Source organism: Mucilaginibacter paludis DSM 18603 (assembly GCF_000166195.2).
In the GTDB taxonomy this organism is placed as follows: domain Bacteria; phylum Bacteroidota; class Bacteroidia; order Sphingobacteriales; family Sphingobacteriaceae; genus Mucilaginibacter; species Mucilaginibacter paludis.
This window is the reverse complement of record NZ_CM001403.1, coordinates 1,113,940-1,137,644: the sequence shown is the minus strand read 5'-3', so window position 1 is coordinate 1,137,644 and position 23,705 is coordinate 1,113,940. Positions and strand designations below refer to the sequence as shown.

The following is a 23,705-nucleotide window of genomic DNA, read 5'->3' as shown; positions in this document are numbered from 1 at the left end:
TTTAGAAATTTTGATTAATAATTAACTGATCTCCGCGCAAATCAAACCGGCTAAGCTCCTTACATCCACAAAATCATCCTGGATATTGGCAGTATGCACGTGCGAGTCGGTACAGATCAGTTTTTTGATCAGGCCGGATTCCTTTAATTTGCGGATGCCATCGTTTACAAACAAGCCGTGGGTGGTAATTACATAAATTGCAGCTGCACCGGCATTTTTATAGGTTTGAGCGGCATTGACGATGCTGCCGCCAGAGCGGATCATGTCGTCATAAATAATAACCGTTTTGCCGCTTACATCGGCGTTAATGGCGCTCACTTCGGTATGGTCGCCTTTTAGCCTTCTTTTCAGGATAAAGGCCGCATTTACGCCGAGGTCGTTGGCCAGCGATTCTACCCACTTGGCACGGCCCGCATCTGTACTGGCCATCACAAAATTATCTCCGCCGTATTGTAGCGCAGCTTGCAGCACAATGTCCTTGCAATACACATGAACGGGGTAAATATCGTGCTCAAAATAATATTGAATACCCTCGGAGTGCAGATCGAACAGCAAGAGCTTGTTGCCCTTGTTGCTGCGTGGGATGGCCGAGAGCAGCCTGGCCCTGGTTTTAGCCGTTACAATTTCGCCGGGCAACACGGCACGCTCCATCGTAGAGTAGCCAAAGTAGGGTACCACCAGCGTTAAGGAGTTGGCCCCATAGCTCACCAGGGACGATGCCAGGTCGAACAACTCAAGTGTAGCGCCGTCGCTTACCGTTCCGCCAATCAGCACGATATCGCGGCCGTCAATATCAGTCAGGATGCGTTGGTAGCGTTCCCCGTCCGAAAAACTGCTTACCTCCAGTTCGCCTTTTTCAAAACTGCCTGTCGCCAGTACTTTTTCGGCCAGGTATTGGTAATCGCTGATGTGGAATAATATCTTCTTCATTTTATAGGTTTAATTTTGAGTTGATGATTTTTGAAATGTGTAAAACGGCCTGCTCAAATCTGCTTGGCCAATTGCCGGATATTTCTGTAAACTGAACCATGTGCGCTGCCAGAACTTCGCGGTGAGAGCGGTCCAGTAAATCGCGATCGGGGTGGCTCAACCGTGTTCCGTCCTGGTGATACGGCACGTCGTTATTTAAATAGAGATACAGACTGGCACTTTGCGTATCATAAACAGAATGGTTAACCGGCAATTCCTGATCGAACATAAACCGGCTATATGATTTTGTGATATGTATGTCGGTGTCAATAATCATTAACGGACTATCGCCCAGCATAGCTTGTGCAATTCTTTTGGTATGCTCATTAGCAACCAGGTGCAAATCATTCATTGCAAAATTGTTCGAATCGGTAATTAGCTCCCGACCGGCCTCAAGTACGCAACTACAGTTATAATGCGCGGCAAGTTGTTGGGTCAGGGTAGTTTTTCCGGTTGATTCAGTCCCGAGGATAACCACTTTGATAGCAAAATAAGGCTTAACGGCTGCCGGTAAAAAATGCCAGTTGGCAAACAAGTGATTACGGATGGCCGTGGCCGATGTTGGGAACTGAACTTTAGCCGGATCAAAGGGAATGTGCCGGATGTGCATAAAATTGGCAACAAACTCACCATACGGTTCGGATGTGATCAGCAGATTATAATCGGGATAAAGCTTTTTAAAAACATCCGACCAGCGTTCTGAAATACTTAACGATGCTACCGAGGTATTGGGCAGCAGATGATGATCATATTGAAGAACTTTTACCTCCAGGTTAGCGGTATCGGCAAAGGTGGTTTCAATCCAATTTTTTCTAACCGCTGCGGGTATTTGCTCTTCTTGATCGCAGCACACCAAAACCGATAAAAAATCGCATTGGCTTAGCGCGAAGCTGATCATGGCCTGGTGCCCCTTGTGAAAGGGTAAAAACTTTCCGAATACGAAGGCCTTAATCATGCTTTAATTGTTTTTGCCAGCTAAACAGCCCGTACGAAGCCAGCCCGAGAAAAATAAAATACTCGAGCGATAAAAAGTAAACGCCTTTTTTAAAATAAAGGATCACGCAAATCACATCTACCAATATCCATAAATACCAGTTGTCAATTTTCTTTCGCGCCAGCAAAACAGTAGCTATAATACTGAGCACCATCACCAGTGAATCTGTAAAGGGATAAGCCGCCTTGATTTTAAAATAGGCAGGCAGGTAGGTGTGGATATTTTTGATAAGGAAGCCTACAGCTATTGATCCCGCAACGATGATGAAGGCGGTTATTAAGCGGCCTTTTAAATGCAGTACAGAAATGCGGTTGGCAGTACCCTGGGTATTCCATTGGTACCAACCGTAAATGGTGACCACAAAAAAGTAAACCTGCAGAAACATATCGGCATACAACTGCACCTGGAAGAAGAGGATAAAAAGGAAAACCTCGTTAATAATGCCCGTTCCCCAGGTTAAAATATTGGCCCTTGACGCAAAATAGACAGAAATTAGGCCAAACAAGGTGCCTATGAGTTCTACGTAGCTAATAGGGTAACCAAGCAGCGTAAAGGCAATATTTGTTATCTCAAAAAAGCGCATCAGAAACTATATTTTACAGAGGTATAAAAATTTGCCGGCGACTGAACAAAATACTTTTTACTGCCATCTACATCCACATAACCGTTGTTATAGTATTTGGTATTGGTGATGTTATTGGCGAAAATACCAAATTGAAAGCCCTTTATATCATATTGTACCCGCGCATTTTAAATAATGTAGTGGTTAAGCTGGCTGCTGTTGGCAAAATCGATAAACGATTGATCCTGGTAACGTGCCGATAAACCCAATAAAAATTGTTTTGTGCCATAGGTAACTTCCTGGTTAACAATAAGCGGTGGTGTTAATATAGGGCTAAAGGTTTGTTGCTGCTCCTTGATGCGGCTGTAGTTAAACGACGAATTGTTGATGAGGCTGATGTGCGGATTAATTTTATAGCTTAGCGTTAACTCGGCCCCGGTTCTGTAGCTCCGCTCAATTTCATTGGTGAGGGCCAGTCCGTTAGGGCCAAACTTTCCGTCGAGCACAATCTCGTTTTTAAAATCCATATAGTAGAGATTAAAATTCAGGTTAATTTTGCCCGATTGATGCCTGAAGCCCAATTCCTGGTCTACGGTATACTCGGGTGCTTTAATTGAAAGTACCGGGCGCCCCAAACTATCGGCCAGTAAATTATCGTTGCCGCCAAACATATCGTTACGGGTTGGCTCGCGACCGGTCCTGCCAATACTGTAATATAAAACAAAGTTGTTGTCGAGCTGGAAGCTGATGCCCGCTTTAGGGTTGATAAAATACCAATCCATCTTGGTGAATGGCACATCGCCATGATAATCAAACGATGCGTAACGGGCTTGTACATCGGCAAACAGTGTCAGCTTATTTATGGTATAATCAACTTTGCTAAATATGCTCAGCTCATTTTTATAGCCGGTGTTTTGGTAGAGCTGCCCGGCTGTATTTACGCTGCCAATATGCCGCCTTTGGTAGGTGTTGCCATGCACGCCGGTTGTCCAGTTGAAATTGTTTTTGGAGTACGTGTAATTGCTGAACATGCCCACCAGATTGGATTGAAAGGCGTAGTTATACAATTCGCTGGTGCCTGGCAAACCTAAAAAGCTGTTCTGGTTAAAATCATAATTGCCCCGCAAAAAGGTATAGTAAACGCTTGATTGAAAGGTAGACGAGCGGCTGGGATGCCAGGAAGCTTGCAGTTGAACCAAGCATTGGGTAAAGTTATCCCTTTCGTTCGAGTCGGTATTGGTTCTTCTGTCGGCATCAATCAGCGGTTGAGATACGCCCAGCCAGGCCAGTTGGTTTTGCTGGTGGCCGGCCAATACGTTTAGCTTGTAGGTGGCTTTATCATACATCAGCGCTCCGCTCATGAAAACCGATTGCGAGCTGTTGGATGAGTTGTACTTATACCCATCAGAGTAGAGTTGAGAGGCGCGTACATAAAAGGCTTTCCTATTTTTAATGCCGCTGTTAAACTCGGCAAAGGCCCGATGGCTATTGAACGAACCATAGCTCAGGCCGATGGTAGTATAGGCAGAATCGGAAAGGTTGGGCGAAAACAACTGAACGCTACCACCATAACTGGCCACGCCGTTTTTACTGGTGCCTACCCCGCGCTGGATCTGGATGCGGCTAACCGAGTTAATGATATCGGGATAGTTGGAAAAATAGGCCCCCTGGTCTTCAGGTTCGTTTAAAGGGACGCCGTCTAAGGATATGTTGATGCGTGTTTGATCAATCCCCCGCATCCGGAAATAAGAATAACCCTGCGTACTGCCAGCATCAGAATACACAGTAATTGAAGGTGTTTCCGACAATAAAAAAGATGGCTCCTGCCCGGTTGATTTAGATTTTAAATCCTTCCCGCTGATGTTCTGGAAGGTAACCGGAGTTAAACGGTCGGCCTGGTAAGTAACGGACACTTCCTTAATCACACGTGCCGTATCACGTTTTACAGGCGTTTGGGCTTTAATTTGTAAAGCTGCCAATTGTATCAGTATCAGAAAAAGCAATTTGGGCTTCATGATCATTTGTGTGTGGTGATGATTTGTATTAGTCCTGAGTCTTGAGCCGGGAGTTCTGAGTCTTGAGTCAGGATTTCTGAGCGATAAGCATTGAAATGCCGACTTAGGACTCCGGGCTTAAGACTCCCGGCTCGGGACTTCCTACTCAAAACTGCCGTGCATTCGCCTTTACCTGCTCAAAGCTGATACTATTCACTAACTCACCGTTTTCAAATACAGTTTGCAGCTCATCGCCCAGTTCGGGGTAATCATTTTGGTTTACAGTTTTAAAGCTTCCATTTATCCTGATCAATTTTAAACGGCCTGATTTGCTCTTTTTAAAGCTCTCGGTAATGTTGCCCTGGCTGTCCATTTCGGTTGGGCTTTTTTCTACGTTTACCTCTTTACCGTTGATGGTGGCGTTGCTGCATTTAATAGCAAACGTTTGGGTGTCGCGGTCAACCTTTTGCAGTAAGGCGCCGCCCATGCCCAACACTAAGTTTTCGGCGCTGATGTTGTTTTGCTTCAGCGCGGCATATACTTCTTTAATGGCTTCGTAATTTACCCCGTCGCCCTGGATTACCCTGAGTTGTGGCGGCAATACCTTGTAGCCTTTGGCATTGGTGGTAAAGCCGAACTGGGCGAACAGGATCTCGAAGATTTTAAGCAGCGTCATGATTGGGTCGCCGCTATCTGGGCGGATCACCAGGGTACCTTGCCGGTTTAAAATGGTTTCCTTTAGCTCTTTGCCCCAGTAATCCTGGCAGGCGCGGAAAATGTTATAGCTATCTGATACGCAGGCGATCGTTCCGGTAGGGAAGGTGCTGAGCACATGTTTAAATACCTCGAGCTCTCCATCGCGGCCCAGCAAGGTACAAATGCTGTGTTCCGTTGCCGGGATACTTAGGCCGTAAACCTGTTGGGCGTTATAATAATTGATGGCCATGCCTGAGCCTGCCAGGTTATCGCTGCCGCTGAAATTAACCAGATGGGCAGCACCTCCAATTTTGGCGCTCTCCACACTGCTTACACCCCGGAAGCCAAAATCGTTGAGAACAAAATCAATCCCTGCTTCGGCGCCTTCGGTAGCTGTTTCCTGGTAGTATTGGGTAATCACCTTCCTGATCTGGTTACTTAAGGTAGCCACAGTGCAGGGGTACCAAACCTGCATCAGCAGGGTTTCTAAAAAGTTAGTGAGCCAGTAGCATTGCGGGTCGGTGTTTTCAATGGTCATTAATACATTGCCTGTGGGTACGGCGGTGCCCTCGGCAACGGCTTTTATTTTTACGGGCAGGTGGCCGTTATAGGTATCAAGCAGGTATTGAAACTTACTTTTATCAAAAACATCATCGCGGCCAAATACCTGTTTCAAAAAGCCGTCGGCTTCGTCCAGTTCCTGCTGGGTAAAGGCCGGGCCCTGTAGGTATTCCTTTAAAAAATATTGCAAACCGAAGAAAATGGTCTCGTTAAATAAACCGCCTCGGCTTTCTAAGTAACTGTAAATTTGTGTGGTACCGGGGTAATATAATTTATGGTGAGCGTATTTGTAGGCATCTGCCAGCAATACTAAGTTTTCGCGTTTCATGATGTTATTTTTTAAGGTATTTGTTAATGATTAAGTTGAACATCTCCACATGTTCATCGCTGATCTGCCCGTTGCTGATCATGTTAGGCAGATCAGCCAGTTTAAACCAGTCGAGATCGGCAATATCGTCTTGCGCGACTGGATCTCCGGCCTGGTAATCGCAGCTGAACAGTAGTGTGATAATTTTATCAGCCTCGTTGCGGTAGCGCCAATCGTTTATTTTTCGGGAAGTTTCATATATCATCGGGCTTGTTGTTAAATTGCCGCATTCTTCGGTCAGCTCGCGCTGGGCAGCGCTTTCGTAATCGGCATCCTCCGGGTCGGCAAAGCCGCCTATAAAGCGCCATTTATTGTTGATCGCTTTTTTGCCCAACAAAATTTCGGTTTTATTATTCCGGAAAACCGCTACATCAACGGTAGGGTAAACCTTGGTGTATTGGTTATAGTAGGCATATAAAATACCGGCTCTAAAATCGTTGGAATCAAAAACCTTGTCGGCATATTGCTTGCGCAGTTCAGTCGCGTTGTAATCGCCATGCTCGGGCAGCTCGATGGTTTCAAACCTGCCGGAATAGAAGGGTATAAAACTATCACGACTGCCATACAGGCAAAATTGTTCGTTCGGGAAGACGCCCTTCAATAGGTTATCCAGGTTATCCGACCATAGTTTATCGCTCGGATGATCGCTTACCGGCAAAACGATAATTTCCGGGTAATCCTTTTTGATCATCTTTTCGCGGGTATAATAATCGTAAGGGTTTTTGCGGCTGCCAACTATCGGGCTAACGCCCAAAATAATAATGAGCTTGCCATGTTTTTTTTGTACCTGGCTAATCAACTCCTTGTGCCCGTTGTGCAGGTAAGGTGTTTGGAAACGGGCGATAATAACTGCTGTTTTCATAGATATTTGCGTTAATTATACGCAAATATAAATATGTGTTTTTAATACGCAAATTATTTTTTTATTTATTTTAAAAAAAAGAGAAAAAGGAGCTTTAAATCTCGAAGTTGATGCCTTCTTTTTTTAACTCGAAGTACTTCTGCTGGTTAAAGCGGAACAGGTTTCCGGGGCGGCCCGCGCCTTCCAGCAATTGCTTCTGGTTGGTTTCTTCTAAAAAGCCAAATTTGTTGATCTTCTTTTTAAAGTTCCGGCGGTCAATGGGGCGGTCGAGTACGGTCATGTACAGTTTTTCGAGTTCGGAGAAGGCGAATTTTTCGTCGAGCAGCTCAAAGCCTACAGGCTCGTATAAAATTTTGTTTTTAAGGCGCTGATGTGCCACACGGATAATCTCCTGGTGGTCAAAAGCCAGTTGTGGCAGCTTTTTAATATTAAACCAGTTCACATCGCTGGCATCGGTATCGGCCTTAATTTCAAAGGCGTCGGGCTTAACCAGTCCGTAATAAGTAATGGAGATTACCCGGTTGCGCGGGTCGCGTCCGGGCTGGCCAAAGCTGTACAGTTGTTCCAGGTAATTGATGGCTACGCCAGTTTCTTCCTTCAGTTCGCGCTGCACGGCTTCCTCAAGCGATTCCTCATCCTTTACCAAACCGCCGGGGAGCGCCCACATCTCTTTAAATGGTTCAATATTCCGCTTAATCAGCAGCACGGCCAAGCCATCCTTTGAGGTATAGCCAAACACAACGGCATCAACCGCAACCTTAATATTTTGAAGAGCAGGCATATTGCAAAGGTATAAATATAGCTAATGCAGGCAAATTAGTTAGGGGGGAGAGAGAAGTGAGAAGCAGGAAGTAAGAAGCAGGAAGTAAGAAGCAAGCCTGGTAAGACCGTAGGATGTAGGAAGGAGAGCGGCGGCGGGCAGATGCATGAAGATAATTGACGGGAATTAATCTCATCGCTTAAAAAAAGTTGGCTCATGTTGTTGTAAAAGAGAGTTTTCTTTGATTGCTATTTTTAAAATTTATGCTGAATTATAGATAACTTGGTAAACAATTAAACTTTAAAAAATACATCCTATCATGGCAAATAAAGAATCGTTTTCGTTAAACGGAGAAACCCTGCTGAAGAAAGTTAAGGAACTGATAGCGGAAGGTAACGTAACCAAAATTACCATTACCGATAAATCGGGCAAGGAGTTTATGAGCATTCCATTAAGCATTGGCCTGGTTGGTGCACTGGTTGCGCCTGTACTGGCGGCCATTGGCGCGCTGGCTGCGTTGGTAGGCGAATGTACCATTACTGTTGAAAGGGGTGAGGTAAAGAAGGACGACGAGCTGTAATTGCCCCACTTATTTAAGAATGATTTGTTTGATTACACTGATTTTTTGAGTGGAGTATACTGCTACGCACTAAAATATCTCTCCGTAAAAATGAAGGATTAGGTTTCACAGGCTTTCTTTAAAAACACGGTTATAAAGTGTATAAGGGGTTTATGCGCCCGCATTAATCTAACCCGGAGGGGGCGTTGCAATGCTTAAAAAAAATCTGGCCGGTTGTTGGACACAACAACCGGCCAGATCTAACCAGGTTTAATCAACAGCATATCTTTTAAAAAAGCTGGTTGTATTATTACAGCTCAATTTTTACTCCCAATAGTTTAATAAAAGCGGCAACAAATGCCGGATGACCGGGCCAGGCAGGCGAGGTTACCAGGTTACCATCTACCACGGCTTCGTTAGGCTGTGCCGACTGGAACAAGCCCCCTGCAAGCGTCACTTCGGGCCCCACTGCCGGGTAGGCCGTAAGCTTGCGTCCCTTTAAAACTCCTGCTGCGGCCAGTATCTGCGGTGCATGGCATATAGCAGCTACCGGTTTATTATGCTGCATAAAATACTGTACTATATTAATCACCTTTTCGTTTAGGCGCAGGTACTCGGGAGCGCGACCGCCTGCAATGGCCAGGCCATCGTAATCGGCAGGGTTTACGTCATCAAAAGAATAAGTTAACTGGAAATTGTGTCCCGGTTTTTCGGTATAGGTTTGATCGCCTTCAAAATCGTGAATGGCGGTTTTTACCGTTTGACCCTTCTTTTTGCCGGGGCAAACCGCGTGTACCTCAAAACCCACCATCTGCAACATCTGGAAAGGAACCATGGTTTCGTAGTCCTCTGCAAAATCACCGGTAAGAAATAAAATCTTTTTCATGTTTTTAAGTTGTTATTCTGAAGAAATAATTGGCCGTTTTTTTCTCATGAGCCCTTGGCATCCGGTAGTATTAATTACACCAAACGAAAGTATCTGCCCTGTAATAAAACTACTAAAAATCAGGCATATCAAAAAATATTTCGCAATCACGCTGCATATGTCAGGGTAGCTTTGCGCACGTCTATTTATATGATATTTTTAAGATTTATTATGGGCTATAAACAAAGGTAAATCAAACTCGTTCATTAAAATATCGGCCATGCTTGTTTTTATCCAGCGGGATACCTGGCTGCGTTGATAAGCGCCTAATATTACAATGCTGTTAGGTGTCTCGTTTTTCAGGTAAGCGATGATCTCTTTTTGCGGATTACCTTTTAGTAAAGCACAAGTAGCCGCCGGGTAATGGCATTTTACAAACTCCCTGAACAGGCTATCCTCAGGCAGTAAAATATCGCTTTCGGGGTCAATAACCGATACTACTTCTACCTTGGTACGGCGTAACCAGGGCAGCAAATAATTGAACATTTTTATGGCATATACCGATGATGGCTTACCATCGTACAGTAGTATTATATTTTCAATAGGCTTATATTCTTTAGGCACAATCAGCACCGGGCAATGCGTTCCGGCCAGTAAGCTACGCACAAACGATGTAGGTGCCAATTCGTTTACCTGGCCCAATGTTTCGTCTTTCCCAATCAGCAGCATATCGCTATAAATACTTTCTTTCAGTAATTCATCAATGGCAAAGCTTTTGTCGTGGTGGGTAACATATTTAACACGTTCTTTAATGCAGGTAGAGCAAAACTTGTTTACCGCTTGCATGCGCGTAATTTCGTCTTCCTCCTCCAATTGCTTCACCTGCTCGCCAGGCAGGCCGCGGCTGCCTACCACATCAAACATATTAAAGCTATGGTATAAAAAATCGTCCAGAAAAACGCCCGAAAGTAATGCGTTACTACTATCGGCCAATTTAATGGCATACTCCAGTGTGGTGTTCGAAAATTTTAATCCATCAAAAGCGGCACTTATTTTTTTCATGGCGTTTAGTATTTAGGTGATCATCATCATCAATTAAATGGCCTAAGCAGGGTTGGATGGCCCTATCCCCGAAAGGCAATATAAAATTGCGAATAATTGCTCAAATAGCGCGATGAGTTTTATCAGTTGCTAATGTGATCTCAATCATATAAACTTGTTTATAGTTGTTACCATCAACCCCAATCTAACTAACTGCTCTTATTCACCATAGTTTATTAAATATCAACCGCCATGTGTCAAATTAGTTCCCTGCTTCATCGTAAACGTTTAGCGCCACCGGTAAACAAGCGGCAACACCGCTTAACCCATTTACGGTTAAGGTAATTAATATGGTATCCCTGATCTCTTTACGGGTGGCGCCCAGTTGTTTGGCCATGGCAACGTGGTAATAGATAGCCCTAACATCACCCAAAACCGCTTTAATGCCTATGTAAATTAATTGCTTGGTTTTAGCATCCAGCCCGGTTGTGTTTTTTAGAGCCTCAATGAGTTGGTTAAAGGCATTGGAAACTTCCGGAGCTTCCTGCTCAAATAACTCTAACGGATTTTTTTTATCATTCATCATCAGGTAGCTTAAAATAAAATCATTCAAACTTAAACTACTAACCGGTGCGCTGCAATGACGGTTATCAACCCAGAGTCTGATAGCCATCAGGTACGGGCCCGGATGTGCTGCATGTTTATTGATTATAAAGGTATCTTCCTCACATATGAATTAACACTGTTGGAGATAGGTTGTAAGTTATTTTGAACAAACTAATCCGCCCCAATAACTCAATAACCAATTCCATCAATTCGCCCCCCGATTTGTCAGCTTGAGCTCCTGATATCGCATCTATTAATCGCTATTTTAAATATCTTTATCAATGGATAAAAACGAACGGCGTATTTGCTGGTACAGTTCGCTGTTAATTGCCCTGATGATGAATTCGGCGAAACTGCTGGCCTTGCGCGAGAATGGCGTTGTTGCACGTTACTGGCATTTTAACCTGGCCGAGCTAAGTTTCCAGGCCGGGTTTAACCTGCTTTTTTGCTACCTTATGTTTTATCTTAACCTACAAAGAAGCAGCCGGATAGCCATTTGCCGTCAGCAAAAACGGCTTATACTTTATTATGCCGCCAATGCCTTTGTAATTGCCGGTACAGCCATTCTGAGCATAAGCCTGCAGTTTAGCCTGTTTGCCGATAGCTCTCTGCGCCGGTTTTTCTGGCCGGGGCATTTTGGCCGGTTTTTGCTCAGTACCGTCCTGATCGGCATTGTTGTCAAAATTATCCTGTTGCTGCGCGAGGGTAAAGAAAAAGAAATAGCACACGAACATTTAAAAAGCGCCTACATGGCCGCCGAACTGGAGCTGCTTAAAGAACAAATGAATCCGCACTTTTTGTTTAACGCCTTAAGCAGTCTTTCGGGCGTTATCCGCGAAGATCCGGACCTGGCACAAAAATACCTGCGCGAACTCTCCAACGTTTTTAGGTACGCTATTACCCACGCTAAGGTAAACCTGGTAAGCCTGGATGAAGAGCTAACCATGCTGCAATCGTTTGCCCAACTAATTACCATGCGGCTGGAAGATGCCTTTGAGCTTGATGTGGATATACCTTCGCAAATGCGTAATTTAAAGCTACCGCATTTATCGTTACAGCCATTGTTGGAAAACGCGGTGAAACACAATGCCGCCACCCGTAAAAAGCCCTTAAGGGTACGTATTTATATGGAGAGTATGGTTGGGGAAGGGTTAGTGGGGAGTGGAGAATATTTAGTTGGGACCAGCGAGAGCTTAGGAAGCAGGGGAGAAGCTGCTTCTGATACCGTTAGTTCTGGCTTTGCTGCGCAGCAACAACCTGCCAAACTGGTAATTACTAATAACATCCGCCAGATACCTGCGCCCGAAAGCAGCAATGGATTAGGACTGGCCAACCTGAACGAACGCTTTAAAATTATGATGCAAAGCGAAATTGAGATTAGCAAAACCCACGAATATTTTACGGTTAAATTACCCCTTACTACATGAAAGCGTTGCGTATAGCTGTAGTTGAAGATGAGGCCGTAACCGCGCGCAACCTTGCGCACCTGTTGCAGTTGGTGGATGGCAGCATAACCATTGCTGCTACCCTGGCATCGGTAAGCGAGGCTGTAGAATGGTTTAACTGCTCTACGGACGGTTACGACCTTATTATGATGGATATCAGGCTGGCCGACGGGCTATCATTCGATATTTTTAAAGCGGTTGATATTACCAGCCCTGTTATTTTTGTAACAGCCTATAACGATTATGCCATCCAGGCCTTTAAAAATAACGGGATTGATTATATACTGAAACCGTTTGATGAAAAGGAGATTGGCAATGCGCTTAAAAAGTTTAGGAGCCTTACGGGCCAGCCGCCAGCCGAAGCCGCCGACAATGGCCGTATCAGCCAGGTGCTACAGCAAATTGATCAACTCACCCGTTCGTACAAAAAATCGTTTCTGGTACATTTTCGCGATAAGCTGATCCCGGTTGAAACAGCTAAAATTGCCTGGTTTTATACTGCTAGCGAACTGGTTTACGCCCACACCACCGACGGCCACCAGTACGTAATGGAATTTACGATGGAACAACTGGAGCAATTACTCGATCCGCAATTATTTTTTAGAGCCAACCGCCAGTTCATCGTCAACCGTGGCTGCATTACCGAGGTTGAGTTTTATTTTAACGGCCGCCTGCTGGTAAAGGTTAAGCCCGAACCTACCGAGCGCATCCTGATCAGCAAGGTACGCACGCCCGAGTTTAAGGCCTGGATGAACCGCTGATACGTTTGATCTGTAGGCAGCGCAAGCAATCGCAAAATATTTTTTGAGCTATTGTAGTCTTAAACTTTTGAAGTCGGTAGATTTGATATTAAATAGTATAGAATATCAAGAATATAAAGAAACGACATATCTATATAACATAGCGTGATTATAAGTCGCACTATACAAAAATTACAAGTCGTAAAAATGTGGCGTGGATAGCTGCCGGATTTTGATTATTTGTTTCGCAGGCAGATGAGAAAGAATAACTAATAACCAACATAAGTAATCAAACCTATCATGAAAAAAATCGCTTCTATCGTTATCGTTCTGTTTATTTTGACAGTATCGAAAGTTAGCTTTGCCCAATATTTCGCCAGTTTTACAGTACAGGGCGATGGTGATAAATTTTATCCTGTCGTGTTTACGGATGTTTATTGGGCCAATGACAAAGCCACGGAATTGGAAATTGGACGGTCGAGTGTCCATTTAGATGCAACGTGGCGTGGTAGTATGATAGCTAAGTTCAGGTTTCATGTAACCAGTTGGGGCAATGGGTCAAATTTTATTGATGCCGATATCCAACAAAACAATCAGGTTACAAATACAGCCTTTATTGCTGGTTGGATGGACTGTTCAACCAGCAGCAACAATCAGGTAATTGTTATCTGGATTAAAGGTGGCTCCACAACCTATTATGTTAATGCGCCTGCTAACCCTAATGTGACAGTGTACGATGGGATACAGAATGCTTTGCCTTATCAGCAAACAAATGGACCGACATATTCTTATAAAACTGATTTGGATAGTTATGTAAACTCTCATGGCGCAAGTATGGGAGGAACTGCATTTTTTAACGGTACAACCAATAATAATTATTTTGCAGGCAACGTGGGCATAGGGACAGCAGTGCCGGATGAAAAATTGACTGTAAAAGGCACCATCCATGCGCAAAGCGTTAAAGTGGATCTTAATGGACCACTGGCTGATTATGTTTTTAACGATGATTACAAATTAACATCTTTAAACAACCTTTACATATACCTTAAAGAAAACCATCATTTGCCCAATGTTCCCTCTGCTGAACAAGCAGCTAAGGAGGGTTTGGATTTGGGAAAGATGAATCAACTTTTGTTGCAGAAAGTTGAAGAGTTAACGTTATACCTTATTCAAAAAGATAAACAACTCCAAAAGCAAAATGCAACCATTACCACACAACAGAGTACATCAAAGAAACAACAAGCGCAGATTAATCAACTAATTAAGAAAGTTAATAGCTTGAGCAGTATTCAGCAAAAATAATCTTTTTATTGACGCAAATATGCGGGCCGGTATCTATCCAGTTAAATGTCTTAACCGGCCTGCATCTTGTCGCTTTCCCTTTATTAGGGCACAATCATTTATTTTTTTGAGCTTTGGATGGAGCCTTCTTGGTCAGTACAGGCACCCGTATTGAAACACAGATCTCTCCCAGTTTATCATCAACCACTGTCGTATTACAAGGGTGTAAGCCCGAACCTACCGAGCGCATCCTGATCAGCAAGGTACGCACGCCCGAGTTTAAGGCCTGGATGAACCGCTGATACGCTTCACCCCCTGGTTTTTCAGTTTCGCCGGGTTCAGGCAGCCTAATCATTCTTTTGTTGCTCAATTTTATGCTGTGTTAGTTAAGGCACGCATAAAAATGCAACATCATGCAACATCAATTTGGCCCATACTCTATTTATATCCTGCTATTTCTGTTCGGCTTAATTACTGCCGAGATCATCTGGAGCTGGCGCAAAAATATCGGCGCTTACCAAGTGAAAGAAACACTTTCAAACCTGTCGGTTTTTGTCGGCTTTCAGCTCTCCAAATACTTTTTTGCGGGTTACCAGTTGGCTCTGCTGGGTGTTTTTGCAAAATTAGCGCCGGTTAAACTGCCGCATAATGGTTGGGTGTTTGTACTCACCTTTATCACCGCCGACTTTATTTACTATTGGTTCCACCGCGTATCGCATAGCTGGAAACCCTTGTGGGCCTTTCATCTTATCCATCACTCGGCTATGCGCCTTAACTTAACGGCGGCTTATCGCCTCAACTGGTTTTCGGCCATCATTAGTCCGCTGTTTTTTATTCCGGCGGCATTGCTCGGGCTGCCTACCGATTATATCGTCCTGTCGTACGCGCTCAACCTGGCCTACCAGTTTTTTTTGCATACCGAGGCGGTAGGTACCCTGGGTGTGGTAGAAAAGGTATTAGATACGCCATCATCGCACCGGGTGCATCATGGCATGAACCCTATTTATATCGATAAAAATTTTGGCGGCGTGCTCATCATCTGGGACCGGCTTTTTAACACCTATCAACCTGAAACAGAAAAGGTGAACTATGGCCTAACCACCGGTTTTTTAAGCTATAACCCTTTTAAACTCAACTTGTGGGGCTTCATCAGCTGGTTTAAACCGGGCCATATTATTAAAACAGATAGCGCTTCGCCCAGCCCTACAGCCCCTTCACCCACCAACACCGGCGTTTCGTCCCGTTCCGGAAAACCAGAGGCTTTGCCTGCTGTCTATCTATCGGTTAATCAATAACAATTTTTAACACACATAAAAAACCTATGAAAAAGATCATTCTGATTGTTGCCCTGGTCTTTGCAAGCGGCATTGATGCCCAGGCTCAAACACGCGTATTAGTTGCAGCTCCGGCCCGGCGTGTAGTAGTAGTTACGCGTAGGCCAGTAGTAGTAGCACCGGTACGCCGTGTAGTTGTTAGGCCCGCTGTAGTTGCGCGGCCCGTTGCGGCCAGGCGGGTAGTGATAGTTCGCCATTAGTTTCAATCCAATCACCATCACATTTTTTAGGTGGTAACAAGGCTGCGTTGATGCTTAACAGCGGTACAAATTATTCCATATCGTAGTAAAAACTAATATATTTAACAAACCAACAAATCATGAAAAAAGCAATTCATCGTTTAACAGCCTATTTAGCGGTAGCCATGTTATTTATGGCCCAGGCAACGCTGGCGCAGGATGCAGCCCAGGCGCTTAAAAGTAAAACCCCCGAGCAAAGGGCCGCTTACCAAACTACATTAATGAAAACTAAGCTACAGCTGGATACCAACCAGGTAGTAAAGGTACAGGCTATTAACCTTAAATACGCCCTTCAGTTCGACCCGATACTTAAAGGCGACGGCGGCCGGATGGCGAAATTTCGCCAGGCTATGTCTATCCAAAAAGCAAAGGATGCCGACCTGAAAACCGCGCTAACCGCCGACCAGTATAAGTTGTACCAGCAATATGAGGCCGAAATGAAAGAAAAGCTCAAGAGTTTTGCCAGTAAGCAGTAATTTGTGTTGATTAATTAAGGTGAGGTGCCTTTTTGATGCGTGTTGGTGAAGGCCAACACGTTTTTTTGTTTGTATTGATGTGCGCGATCAAATTTTTTCGCCGGTGATGTTTTAATTATGATTATTGCCGGAGGATAGGGTAGCACCTGACGGAGCTAAAAAAATGGTTGTATTTTGCTCTCCATCATGTTATCCCGACGCGAGGAGGGACCTTTTAAAAGCGGTAAGTATCCATCATATTCGGTGCGCTGATTGTCAATGTGCTATTTTTTCTCCGACAAGCAGTATTCTTAACTTACAATATCGTCCCGCTCAATCGCCGCGGGAAGGGCTTGTTACTTTTTGTCTTGATACAAAAAGTAACCAAAAAAATCAAGACTGCCCGATCCTTCCACCTACAGGCCAAACCCGGCCCGGCGTGCAGTCAGGCCTTTGCGCACTTTTGCTATCTGCGCTTGGTAATCCATAAGGTTCAAACGTCATCCCTGTTTTTTTTACTTAACACTATCCTTCAAACTGATCTTTCAATCGCTCCAGTTTTTCAATAATCAACTTTACTTTTTCTTTTTCATTGCTGATGATCCTGTCTTTCAGGAAGAGGGAACAAAATACAATGAAGGCGGTAGTTAAGGCATAGTAAACCAGTTTAACTAAAAGTGCCTTGCCTTCAAGCGCCTCAACGGTGTAAAAGCCTATACCAATGGTAATAATGGCGGCGTAGATATAGTAAAACCTGTCGTATAGATAGGCCCTGCGTTTTTGATAAATTTTAAGGGTATCTAAATACTTAACCGGGTCGATGGTAGGGTCGTGGCTCGAGATGGTGCGGTAGTCTCCAATTTGTAAAGAAAGATAAATGCTCATGCCGATGATCAGCGCTAATAAGCCAATATAACTTGCCCATGAGGTAAATACGGCAAACAATAACGAGATCACAATTACGGCTAACGCTATTGATATGCCTATGATGCCCTGCATGGTTTTCAGCCTTAACCCACTCATCCCCTTCTTTACCTGTTTGAGCGCCTCATCCACAGAAAGCTGCTCCTTAACGGGCTGGTTTTGCCAAACCGTCATTAAATGCTCAAAGTCTTTCATAGTGGTTATATAAATCTGTCAATTTTTGTTTGATACGATAAATTTTAACCCGTAGGTTGCCTTCTGATATGCCCGATATATCGGCAATTTCCGGATAAGGTAATTCGTCTAATACCATAGTAATAATAATCCTTTCCGATTCTTCCAGTTTGGAGATGCATTTATAGAGTAGCGCCACCTGTTCGTTTTTTTCGCTAAACTCCTCGCGCCTGGTATCTGCTATCAGCGGTGTCAACTCCTCTTTGGCCTGTCGCTTTTCCGATCGTAAATAAGTTAAACAAGTATTAACGGCAATGCGGTATATCCAGGTAGATATCATGGCCTGGTTTCTAAACTTATCAAGATTTTGCCAAACCTTCAAAAAAGTTTCCTGAAGCAGGTCGTTCGCAGCGTCGTCATCGCCGGTATAACCGTAGCATAAATGGAAAATCTTTTTTGAATTAGCTTCAAATATTTGCTTGAAAACCGCTTCTTTGCTCGACACGTTGTTAGTTAATTTAAGTTTAGATGCACTGCCCTAAAAAATGTTACAACATCAGTTCATCTTTATGCAGCCAGGGTAAATGTTGAATAGCATCGTTAAGCAAATTATCAAATTCGAGGTTATAATCAAACTGCAAGTCTTCGTGCAGCTTTGCAATCGCTTTTTTTGTTTTTTCGAGTTGCTTGATCAGGATAATCCGGAGTGGTTTGTAGGATGTGCGCCTGTCAACATATTCCAGGTAGTTTCGGCTAAAGCTGATGAGCAGTTCTACTTCAACCTGTTTCGATCCGGTAAATTTAGCATACTTGGTAATTTGCTTTAGTATTTTACGTAAAACCTTGGCAGCCTGGTAGCTTAACGATGGTACCTGACTCATCTGTAAGCCAATATCCTGTTTAAAGTTTTCGGCAAAGGATAATTCATCATCGGCATCAAATAATAAATAGGCCAGCAATTCTTTATTCTCTTTTTTATATCGCGCCATGCGCAAACAAATCTCTACCGCTTGTTTACCGTTAATTTGCTGTAGTTCCTTCTTTATTTCCTGTAAGCCGTATTGTTTAATACCCATATACTCCTTTAAAATTTCAACAAAATAGTAATTAGTTGTAGTTTTAGACCTTTATAAAACTACCCATATGCCTAAAAACAAACTTACACTTTTCATTTTTATAGCTTTAGTGGCAGGCGTAGTTGCCGGGTATATTTATAATATCACCGTGCTTAAACCTTATAACGACAGGTTAGCCAACGCCGAGGCTACTATTAAAACGCTGGATAACCGGATTGTTTTATTGAAAGATACTACCCTTGCCGATTATAAAGATTTAAAAGTGCAAAGATCGGCTCAACTGAAAATAAGGAAAGAGAACGATACCATCCGCGAGGATAAACTGGAAGGCTTTACCATTTTGAGCGATATATTTTTACGCCTCATTAAAATGATTGTAGCGCCGCTGGTATTTACTACGCTGGTGGTTGGAGTAGCTAAAGTTGGCGATATTAGTGCCGTAGGCCGCATTGGCGGTAAAACAATGCTTTGGTTTATCAGTGCTACACTCATATCGCTTTTAGTGGGTATGGTATTGGTTAACCTGTACCAGCCGGGCAGCCACATGCACATCCCCTTGCCCGATAGCCATTTGGGTACGGATATTAAAAAAAGCGCCCTTTCGCTCAAAGAGTTTATGAACCACGTGGTGCCTAAAAGTTTTATTGAAGCCATGGCCAATAACGAGATTTTGCAGATTGTGGTATTCGCCATATTTTTTGGTGTGGCCACCGCTGCCGTAGGAGCGCAGGGTTTAATAGTTATTAAAGCCATGGATGCCATAGCACATGTAATTATGAAGATTACCGGCTACGTAATGAAGCTGGCACCCCTGGCTGTATTTGGAGCTATAACAGCTATAGTAGCCAAACAGGGTTTAGGGATATTATCAACCTACGCCATTTTTATTGGTGAGTTTTATTCGGGCCTGTTGTTACTGTGGCTCATTATTATCATGGCTGGTTTTGTGGTGCTCAAAAAACGTGTGTTTACCTTGGTGAGCAGCATTAAGGATGCCATGCTGATAGCCTTCGGCACATCAACCAGTGAGGCCGCCTACCCGCGTGTATTAATTGAACTGGAACGATTTGGCTGTAAGGATAAAATTGTAAGCTTTGTACTGCCTTTAGGCTACTCCTTTAACCTGGACGGCTCCATGATGTACATGACGTTTGCCTCCCTGTTTATCGCGCAAGCGTATAATATTCACCTTTCTACCGCCCAGCAATTTACCATGCTGCTCATCCTGATGCTCACCAGCAAAGGAATAGCTGGTGTGCCCCGTGCATCGCTGGTAGTGATTGCCGGAACCATTTCGGCCTTTAATATCCCCGAAGCCGGCCTGGCCCTGCTAATTGGGATTGACCCGCTGCTGGACATGGGCCGCTCGGCAACCAACGTATTAGGCAATGCCATGGCCACCGCCGTTGTGAGCAAGTGGGAAGGGGAGATGGAGGAGTAGTTATTGGTTATTGGGTTACTGAGTTATTAGGTTATTGGTTATTCAGTTATTTGTTATTAGGTTATTGGTTATTTAGTTATTGGTTATTCAGTTAATAGGTTATTGGTTATTTAGTTATTGGTTACTTCATTATTGACTTTTCATCATGGGGTTAGGTGGGGCTAAACTAAAAGACCGCTGTTTTGAAATCAGAAACGGCTATTTTTTATCGTAAAATAGCCGTTGTGTATATTTATTTTCGCAAGGAAGGCGAATTCAATTAAATTTTGTTTTGGGATGTTGGTTTTGCTTTTGGTTGGGTCCTCTCACATTATTCAATAACCAATAAAAAATCATTAACAATTATCCAGTAACCTATTAACCCAATAACCAATCATCTAATTGCTCAATAACCATTAATGATTCATCCAATAACTTAATAACCTATTAACCCAATAACTCAGTAACTCCATAACCAATAACTCACCAACCAGTAACTCAATAAATAGCCGGATATCGATCAGGGTTGGTTTCGCCCATGATGTTGTAGATGGTTTCAACAATATCCTCGTGCGATGGTTTGCTAAAGTAGTCGCCATCGGAGCCGTAGGGAGGGCGGTGCTGTTTGGCTGTCAGGGTACAGGGCTGGCCATCTAAATGGTAGTAGCCGTTCTGTACTTCTAAAATATGTTGCAGTATGTAGGCCGATGCTCCGCCGGGTACATCCTCGTCAACAATTAAAAGTTTGTTAGTTTTCTTTAACGATTCGGCGCAGATGTGGTCCAGATCAAAAGGATACAGCGTTTGCGGGTCAATAATTTCAATGTTAATACCTATCGCTTCCAGGTCGGCTGCCGCTTCCTGTACCATGCGTAATGTTGAGCCGTAGGATATCACCGTGATATCGCTGCCCTGGCGCAAAATTTCGGCTTTGCCCAGTGGCACGGTAAAATCACCCACGTTGGCTGGCAATTTTTCTTTCAGGCGGTAGCCGTTAAGGCATTCAATTACCAGCGCGGGCTCATCGCCACGCAGCAGGGTGTTGTACATACCGGCGGCCTGTGTCATGTTGCGGGGTACGCAAATGTGTATGCCACGTAAGGCATTTAAAATAAAACCAAGCGGCGAACCCGAGTGCCATATCCCTTCGAGCCTGTGGCCGCGCGTGCGCACAATAAGCGGGGCCTTTTGGCCGGCAAAGGTACGGTAGCTTAAACTGGCCAGATCGTCGCTTAAAACGTTCATGGCATACATCAGGTAATCCAGGTACTGTATCTCGGCAATGGGGCGTAAGCCACGCATGGCCAGGCCCATACCCTGCCCAATAATGGTAGCTTCGCGGATGCCGGTATCAGCAATCCGTAAATCGCTGTATTTGGCTTGCAAGCCTGCAAAGCCTTGGTTTACATCGCCAATGGCGCCTACATCTTCACCAAAAGCAACAATAGTTTTGTCGCGCGTAAAGTTGGTATCAAAGCAGGCGTTTAAAACCTCGCGGCCATCAACTGTCCGGGCGTCGTCGGCATATGCTGCTGCAACAACGGGCACCTTAAGCGGACTGTAAGGCGTATCAGTAAATAATTTAGAGTTAAAGCGATCTTTATTTTTTTCGGTTTCGTTTTTTATCCAGCTTAAAAGAACACCACGTGCCTCGTTGTTTTCTTTAACGGTGGCTAATAATGCCTGGCGCACAGCGGCTACCACATCCCTGCGGGCCGGATCGATACACTCGGCTAACGTTTTTGCTATTTCCTGCAACCTGTCGCTTTTTGCCGACGCCGAAGCCAGGTTATTAATAAGCGTATTGGCGTGGTTAAGCCCGGCCTTAATTTCGTTCTGTAAATCGTTCCAGGCCTCGCGCTGGCAGCTGCGGACATATTTTTTTGCCTCTTCTTCCAGCAAATCCAATTCTTCAGACGTGGCTATCGCCGATTCTACCATCCATTTACGCATCTGCAATAAACAATCGTGCTCATCTTCCCATGCCAAACGTTCTTTCGATTTGTAACGCTCATGCGATCCGGAAGTGGAGTGGCCTTGCGGCTGCGTCATTTCGGTAACGTGTATCATCACCGGCACATGCTCCTGGCGGCAAATGCTGATGGCCTTTTCGTAAGTTTCGCACAAGGCTACATAGTCCCAGCCCCGTACCTTAAATATTTCGTATCCGTTGGTGCCCTCTTCGCGCTGAAAGCCTTTGAGTATTTCGGATATATCCTCTTTGGTAGTTTGATATTTAGCCGGAACAGAAATACCATAAGCATCATCCCAAATGGAAATAGCCATAGGCACCTGCAATACACCGGCCGCGTTAAAAGCCTCGAAAAACAGGCCTTCGGAAGTTGATGCATTACCTATAGTGCCAAAAGCAACCTCGTTACCATTGATAGAAAAATTGCTAAGGTGCTCCAGCTCCTTGTTTTGCCTAAACAGCTTTGACGCATAAGCCAGGCCCAGTAAACGGGGCATATGGCCGCCGGTAGTTGATATATCTGCCGCGCAGTTCATCATCTCCGTCAGGTTGTTCCATTCGCCCTGTTGGTTAATGGTACGCGTAGCGAAGTGGCAGTTCATTTGCCTTCCGGCAGATGCGGGGTCCTTCTCCACATCCGGGTTAGCGTATAATTGTGCAAAAAATTCCTTCAGGGTGCTCATGCCCGTGGCAAACATAAAGGTTTGGTCACGGTAATAACCTGCGCGCCAATCTCCAGGCCTAAAGCTTTTAGCCATAGCCAGTTGGGCCACTTCCTTGCCATCGCCAAAAATCCCGAATTTAGCCTTGCCCGTCAAAACCTCCCTGCGGCCAATCAGGCTGGCCTGTCTGCTTTCAAAGCCTACACGGTAATCCGTTATCACGATGTTTTTAAAATCGTTAAAGCTAAGGGCGGTTTCGGGTTTGTTTGAAGTGTCAAGCGCAGTAGTAGGCATATAAAATTTGGTTTACTAAGCAAAAATATAAAATTCTATTCTGCTTACGTTATAACTCACTTACAAAACTGATAGTTTTTACAATAGTTTCTTGTAAGTGAATATTTACTTATATTTGTATATGAACGCACGGATAGATAGTGCCGTGTGGTACAATGATAATAAATATCTGTGAAATGGGCTATTCAACGTTGTTAAAACTGAAAGCTTTTTTGGATAGGGGTTGATTAACAAATAATTAGTAAATAAAGAACAAGCCGATAAAACTATCGGTATTTGCTTTAGTCAAATTGATATCAGCCGCAATCGTATAAAGCCAGGCTGATTTAAAACAAATAGTATAAATTAACGTAAAAAGAAGCAACGAAGCATTTATGGACTTTTAATCCGCATAGCTTCGTTACAAATAAAAAAAAGCAATATATCTGATGAAAAAATTAATGATGATCTGCGCTGTAATTTTAGGGTTTACCGTTACAGCCTCGGCGCAAACTGATAACAAAGCCGAATTTAAATTTGCCGAAGAGAAACACGATTTTGGAAAAATTCCGCAAGGCAAACCTGTTACCTGCGATTTTACTTATACTAACGTTGGCCAGGAACCCCTGATTATTACCGACGTTAAGCCAACATGTGGGTGTACCATTGCCGATTTTACCAAAACCCCTGTATTAAAAGGTGGAAAAGGTACCATTAAAATTACTTACAATGCAGCGGTTGCGTCAGTTTTTAATAAAACCATTGTAGTAACATCAAACGCTAAAACACCTACTAAATATTTAATTATTACCGGCGAGGTGGTTACGGCGCCAGCCACTACAGGAAGCCGGTAAGCAATTACGGCGATAAGAAT

General features: G+C 44.0%; 24 protein-coding genes. 9 read left to right on the top strand and 15 right to left on the bottom strand.

All coding sequences use genetic code 11. The features are described 5' to 3' along the window. Nucleotides 1-21 precede the first annotated feature (21 nt). The 7 genes from MUCPA_RS04875 to MUCPA_RS04845 form a co-directional block, all read right to left on the bottom strand. Nucleotides 22-930: a ribose-phosphate diphosphokinase gene (locus MUCPA_RS04875; RefSeq protein ID WP_008504808.1), complete on the bottom strand. Its 909-nt coding sequence runs from the start codon at nucleotides 928-930 to the stop codon at nucleotides 22-24. Nucleotide 931: 1 nt separating this feature from the next. Beyond that, complete coding sequence (locus tag MUCPA_RS04870) at nucleotides 932-1,924, bottom strand: AAA family ATPase (RefSeq protein WP_008504807.1); 993 nt, start codon at nucleotides 1,922-1,924, stop codon at nucleotides 932-934. Then, nucleotides 1,917-2,546 (bottom strand): nicotinamide riboside transporter PnuC, encoded by a 630-nt coding sequence (gene pnuC, locus MUCPA_RS04865; RefSeq protein WP_008504806.1) that lies wholly within the window; start codon nucleotides 2,544-2,546, stop codon nucleotides 1,917-1,919. Before pnuC ends, MUCPA_RS04870 begins: the two co-directional genes overlap by 8 nt. A gap of 167 nt (nucleotides 2,547-2,713) precedes the next feature. Further along, on the bottom strand, nucleotides 2,714-4,540 hold the full coding sequence (locus MUCPA_RS04860; RefSeq protein WP_217220409.1) for a TonB-dependent receptor: 1,827 nt from the start codon (nucleotides 4,538-4,540) through the stop codon (nucleotides 2,714-2,716). 145 nt (nucleotides 4,541-4,685) lie between these two features. Next, on the bottom strand, nucleotides 4,686-6,104 hold the full coding sequence (locus MUCPA_RS04855; protein ID WP_008504805.1) for a nicotinate phosphoribosyltransferase: 1,419 nt from the start codon (nucleotides 6,102-6,104) through the stop codon (nucleotides 4,686-4,688). Nucleotides 6,105-6,108: 4 nt separating this feature from the next. Further along, entirely contained in the window at nucleotides 6,109-7,005 is an 897-nt protein-coding gene (locus MUCPA_RS35705; RefSeq protein ID WP_008504804.1) for an NUDIX domain-containing protein, read from the bottom strand. 94 nt (nucleotides 7,006-7,099) lie between these two features. Further along, nucleotides 7,100-7,786 (bottom strand): NUDIX hydrolase, encoded by a 687-nt coding sequence (locus MUCPA_RS04845; RefSeq protein WP_008504803.1) that lies wholly within the window; start codon nucleotides 7,784-7,786, stop codon nucleotides 7,100-7,102. Between the two features lie 298 nt (nucleotides 7,787-8,084). Between MUCPA_RS04845 and MUCPA_RS04840 the strand changes: the two genes are divergently transcribed. Then, a complete protein-coding gene (locus tag MUCPA_RS04840) occupies nucleotides 8,085-8,345 on the top strand; it encodes a DUF4342 domain-containing protein (RefSeq protein WP_008504802.1) in 261 nt (86 codons plus the stop codon). 289 nt (nucleotides 8,346-8,634) lie between these two features. Here MUCPA_RS04840 and MUCPA_RS04835 read toward each other — a convergent pair whose 3' ends face one another. The 3 genes from MUCPA_RS04835 to MUCPA_RS04825 all read right to left on the bottom strand — a co-directional run bounded on the left by MUCPA_RS04835 (nucleotide 8,635) and on the right by MUCPA_RS04825 (nucleotide 10,903). Further along, nucleotides 8,635-9,210 (bottom strand): DJ-1/PfpI family protein, encoded by a 576-nt coding sequence (locus MUCPA_RS04835; protein WP_008504801.1) that lies wholly within the window; start codon nucleotides 9,208-9,210, stop codon nucleotides 8,635-8,637. Between the two features lie 198 nt (nucleotides 9,211-9,408). After that, the gene (locus tag MUCPA_RS04830) at nucleotides 9,409-10,251 is read right to left on the bottom strand and encodes a universal stress protein (RefSeq protein ID WP_008504800.1); all 843 of its coding nucleotides are present in this window, start codon (nucleotides 10,249-10,251) and stop codon (nucleotides 9,409-9,411) included. A 241-nt stretch (nucleotides 10,252-10,492) separates the two neighbouring features. Then, the gene (locus MUCPA_RS04825) at nucleotides 10,493-10,903 is read right to left on the bottom strand and encodes a carboxymuconolactone decarboxylase family protein (RefSeq protein ID WP_217220405.1); all 411 of its coding nucleotides are present in this window, start codon (nucleotides 10,901-10,903) and stop codon (nucleotides 10,493-10,495) included. Nucleotides 10,904-11,117: 214 nt separating this feature from the next. Here MUCPA_RS04825 and MUCPA_RS04820 point away from each other — a divergent pair, with 214 nt between their 5' ends. The 3 genes from MUCPA_RS04820 to MUCPA_RS35700 all read left to right on the top strand — a co-directional run bounded on the left by MUCPA_RS04820 (nucleotide 11,118) and on the right by MUCPA_RS35700 (nucleotide 14,323). Continuing rightward, on the top strand, nucleotides 11,118-12,263 hold the full coding sequence (locus MUCPA_RS04820; RefSeq protein ID WP_008504798.1) for a sensor histidine kinase: 1,146 nt from the start codon (nucleotides 11,118-11,120) through the stop codon (nucleotides 12,261-12,263). Then, a complete protein-coding gene (locus MUCPA_RS04815) occupies nucleotides 12,260-13,042 on the top strand; it encodes a LytR/AlgR family response regulator transcription factor (protein WP_008504797.1) in 783 nt (260 codons plus the stop codon). Before MUCPA_RS04820 ends, MUCPA_RS04815 begins: the two co-directional genes overlap by 4 nt. 279 nt (nucleotides 13,043-13,321) lie before the next feature. After that, a complete protein-coding gene (locus MUCPA_RS35700; protein WP_008504796.1) occupies nucleotides 13,322-14,323 on the top strand; it encodes a tail fiber protein in 1,002 nt (333 codons plus the stop codon). Nucleotides 14,324-14,417: 94 nt separating this feature from the next. Here the strand turns inward: MUCPA_RS35700 and MUCPA_RS04805 are convergent, their stop codons facing one another. Beyond that, nucleotides 14,418-14,672, bottom strand: a complete 255-nt coding sequence (locus MUCPA_RS04805) for a hypothetical protein (protein WP_169316153.1) — start codon at nucleotides 14,670-14,672, stop codon at nucleotides 14,418-14,420. Between the two features lie 43 nt (nucleotides 14,673-14,715). Between MUCPA_RS04805 and MUCPA_RS04800 the strand changes: the two genes are divergently transcribed. The 3 genes from MUCPA_RS04800 (at nucleotide 14,716) to MUCPA_RS04790 (ending at nucleotide 16,351) form a co-directional block, all read left to right on the top strand. Further along, the gene (locus MUCPA_RS04800) at nucleotides 14,716-15,597 is read left to right on the top strand and encodes a sterol desaturase family protein (RefSeq protein WP_008504793.1); all 882 of its coding nucleotides are present in this window, start codon (nucleotides 14,716-14,718) and stop codon (nucleotides 15,595-15,597) included. Between the two features lie 26 nt (nucleotides 15,598-15,623). Continuing rightward, on the top strand, nucleotides 15,624-15,836 hold the full coding sequence (locus MUCPA_RS04795) for a hypothetical protein (RefSeq protein WP_008504791.1): 213 nt from the start codon (nucleotides 15,624-15,626) through the stop codon (nucleotides 15,834-15,836). A 119-nt stretch (nucleotides 15,837-15,955) separates the two neighbouring features. Beyond that, the gene (locus MUCPA_RS04790) at nucleotides 15,956-16,351 is read left to right on the top strand and encodes a hypothetical protein (protein WP_008504789.1); all 396 of its coding nucleotides are present in this window, start codon (nucleotides 15,956-15,958) and stop codon (nucleotides 16,349-16,351) included. Between the two features lie 504 nt (nucleotides 16,352-16,855). Here the strand turns inward: MUCPA_RS04790 and MUCPA_RS04785 are convergent. Genes MUCPA_RS04785 through MUCPA_RS04775 form a run of 3 tightly spaced genes read right to left on the bottom strand, consistent with a single transcriptional unit; the run spans nucleotide 16,856 to nucleotide 18,504 of the window. Then, entirely contained in the window at nucleotides 16,856-17,449 is a 594-nt protein-coding gene (locus tag MUCPA_RS04785) for a hypothetical protein (RefSeq protein ID WP_008504787.1), read from the bottom strand. Next, nucleotides 17,436-17,933, bottom strand: coding sequence for an RNA polymerase sigma factor (locus tag MUCPA_RS04780; RefSeq protein WP_008504786.1), 498 nt, complete (start codon nucleotides 17,931-17,933; stop codon nucleotides 17,436-17,438). Before MUCPA_RS04780 ends, MUCPA_RS04785 begins: the two co-directional genes overlap by 14 nt. A gap of 43 nt (nucleotides 17,934-17,976) precedes the next feature. Continuing rightward, nucleotides 17,977-18,504 (bottom strand): hypothetical protein, encoded by a 528-nt coding sequence (locus MUCPA_RS04775; RefSeq protein WP_008504782.1) that lies wholly within the window; start codon nucleotides 18,502-18,504, stop codon nucleotides 17,977-17,979. Nucleotides 18,505-18,571: 67 nt separating this feature from the next. Here MUCPA_RS04775 and MUCPA_RS04770 point away from each other — a divergent pair, with 67 nt between their 5' ends. After that, complete coding sequence (locus tag MUCPA_RS04770) at nucleotides 18,572-19,945, top strand: dicarboxylate/amino acid:cation symporter (RefSeq protein WP_008504780.1); 1,374 nt, start codon at nucleotides 18,572-18,574, stop codon at nucleotides 19,943-19,945. 477 nt (nucleotides 19,946-20,422) lie between these two features. Here MUCPA_RS04770 and MUCPA_RS04765 read toward each other — a convergent pair whose 3' ends face one another. Beyond that, nucleotides 20,423-22,852, bottom strand: coding sequence for an alpha-ketoacid dehydrogenase subunit alpha/beta (locus MUCPA_RS04765; RefSeq protein WP_008504778.1), 2,430 nt, complete (start codon nucleotides 22,850-22,852; stop codon nucleotides 20,423-20,425). A gap of 428 nt (nucleotides 22,853-23,280) precedes the next feature. Between MUCPA_RS04765 and MUCPA_RS04760 the strand changes: the two genes are divergently transcribed. Next, the gene (locus MUCPA_RS04760) at nucleotides 23,281-23,685 is read left to right on the top strand and encodes a DUF1573 domain-containing protein (protein ID WP_008504775.1); all 405 of its coding nucleotides are present in this window, start codon (nucleotides 23,281-23,283) and stop codon (nucleotides 23,683-23,685) included. The last annotated feature ends 20 nt before the right edge of the window (nucleotides 23,686-23,705 follow it).